Consider the following 2495-nt stretch of genomic DNA (forward strand, 5'->3'; position numbering starts at 1 on the left):
CGACACCCAGCCACACCCCTCGCTCCGACGAACACAACGATCATGCCGAACTCAGCAAGCCAGCGAAGCTGGTTTACGCATTTCCCAACGGAGTCGTGAACCCCCGGGGTTCCTCGCAAGAGCACGCTGAAGAGACGGTGGGCCGGGCCATGCCGTGCAGGCCGGCTTGGAGCTCGCCGTCAACTCCGGGGTCGCGGTCTTTTGAGAGGCAATGACCGCTTCGTCGCCAGGGATCGGTTCGTACACCGCATTGTGCGGCATCAGCCAGACCTGACCGTTCTCACGACTCAGACGCTTCACGGTGGCCTCGCCGTCCAGGAGCGCGACCACGATGTCGCCGTGGTCTGCGGAGTCATGGCGGCGGATGGTGACGATGTCCCCATCGCAGATCGCCGCCTCGATCATGCTGTCGCCGGCGACCTGAATCCGACGGGTTCGCGGATTCCGGCATGTCCTCGGTGATGAACTCGCCGTACGCATTGCTGCTGGACTTTAAACTGCCGGCGGGTTGGGGCCACGGTCAACGCAGGCTGGGGGCTGTCCGCCCCGACGCCTCCCGTCACCCGAGCCGCTATCGAGCCAAGCGGTCGAGAGCAGCGAGGATCTCGCTCGGTTCGGCGCGTGTGGGGTAGTCGCCGTCTGCGAACGCCCATTGGATGGTGTTGTCTTGGTCGATGACGAAGGTGGCGGGCAGGGGCAGCGTGGGCGGGTGGCCGGCGTTGACGCGCTGCAGGTCGAAGCCGAGTTTGTCGTACAGCGCGGCTGGGTCGTCGGGCAGGTCGAAGGCCAGGCCGTAGGACTTGGCGACGGCGGATCCGATGTCGCTCAGGACGTCGAAGGCCAGGGCGTGTTTTTCGGTGAGTGACAGTGACTCGTCAGGGATCTGCGGGGAGAGCGCGACCAACTGTGCGCCGCGTTCCGTGATGGCGGCGTGGTTCTGCTGGAGCGTGGGGTCACGCAGGCTCCGGACGGCCCGTCACGGTCCGACCCCATGACCGCCCTTCGTCCCGGGCCTCGCATACCCGCCGGCCCGACTCGTCCCGAGCCCAGCCCCACCAGTGATTCGACGAGACGGACCCCCGCGCCCACTCCGTCGACCACCGGTACCCCGACCGCGTCGCGGACCGCGAGGAGGCGGACTCCCACGCCTCCGAGTGAACCGCGGTGACCAGCGCGGCGCGCCCACCGCCCGAGCATCGGTCCAGCGTCTTCATCGCGGCGCGGGCCAAATCCAACGACTGACGCTTCTCCTGGCCGCGAGTGGTGAAGACGCGGGGCCTCGCCGGTCACCGAAACTGCGAGCGGGCTCGAGCAGCAGACCGCGCAGGTTGAACACCACGTAGGCGTCGGACAGGGGCCTGCCCCTGGGCCGCGTCGCTGACACCGAAATCGTAGGACTGGAAGGCCACTTCGCACCCGAGCTCCCCGACCCAGCACAGCCCCCTTGCGCTGGTCGAGGTCGGCGCGGCGACCCGCGGGGGCAGGCTCGACTACCGTGCCTCGGTCGCGCAGTGGAAAGCTGACCTCCTGGCGCTTCGCCTCAAGGAGGCGAAGCTCCTCAAGCATCCGGTCGGCTCCCGCCGAAGCCAGCGTGCGGCTGCCGGACCCGCCCGGCACGCCCCAGGCAGCATCGGGTCCTGCGCCCGGAAATCACCGGCCCCGCCTGCTCCGCTCGTGGGGGCATGCGGAGGCAACCGAACGTGACGAAGCCCGCATCCGGCGTCGTGGCTCTACCCGGACGAAACATGCTCCGAACAGCTGTAGAACATGATCTTCATGACGCGGGCACGACGATTGGCGAAGAACAGACGCTGCATCTCGTTGCAGGTGAGCGGGACCAGCTCGTCCGGCCCTGGGTGGTGGGCGAGGCGTCCTCCATTCGGCCCGCAGTGGTTGCCGTAGGGCGCAGTTGGGGGTGGGCTGTCAGTGCGCCCGGTGACATTCGCGGGCGCCAAGAGGGCGGGGCGGCCTGCCGAAGAGCAGGGACAGCCCCCGCCGACCCACACGAGACTTGGAGATCCCCATGCCCTACCGCAAGGGACAGCACGTGGAGTACCGGGACCAGCAGGACGAGCTTCAGCGGGGCGAGATCCGAAGCGCCGAGGGCAGCGGGGCGCAGGCTCGCTACGCCGTCCAGAACGAGGCGACCCTGAGCGAAGACAAGATCAGCGAGAACCAGATCGAGCGGGAGCTGTAGTACGCCCCTGCCGACACAGCCGCCGTTGCACCGAACCAAAGTGCAGCGGCGGACTGCTGGATACCCTGCGACAGTGGATGCAACGGCGGTAGCAAGTACACCGGGTCAGACATAGCCGATGCCGGTGAATTCCACACACAGGTGCACACGCCAGCCGCCGCCCTTGAAATACACCTCCCGAGGTCGAGGCGGGTACAAGCGTGTTCAGCGTGCTCTTGCGAGGAACCCCGGGGGTTCACCCCCGGGAGGAATCGCATCCTGTGGTGGCGATGCGCAGCATCGCCGCGGCAACGGGCGC

Annotated in this window: 1 protein-coding gene and 2 pseudogenes; 1 reads left to right on the top strand and 2 read right to left on the bottom strand. The window is 67.8% G+C overall.

Annotation, left to right across the window (positions count from 1 at the left end; all coding sequences use genetic code 11):
* Positions 1 to 192: 192 nt before the first annotated feature.
* Together ACWFR4_RS48420 and ACWFR4_RS48425 are read right to left on the bottom strand one after the other, a co-directional pair.
* Positions 193 to 480 (bottom strand): annotated as a pseudogene (locus ACWFR4_RS48420) (LexA family protein); the annotation flags it as partial.
* 91 nt (positions 481 to 571) lie between these two features.
* Positions 572 to 949: pseudogene (locus tag ACWFR4_RS48425) on the bottom strand (redoxin domain-containing protein); the annotation flags it as partial.
* A gap of 1074 nt (positions 950 to 2023) precedes the next feature.
* Between ACWFR4_RS48425 and ACWFR4_RS48430 the strand changes: the two are divergent.
* A complete protein-coding gene (locus ACWFR4_RS48430) occupies positions 2024 to 2197 on the top strand; it encodes a hypothetical protein (RefSeq protein ID WP_266571173.1) in 174 nt (57 codons plus the stop codon).
* Positions 2198 to 2495 lie beyond the last annotated feature (298 nt).

Source organism: Streptomyces sp. NPDC055140 (genome assembly GCF_053607285.1).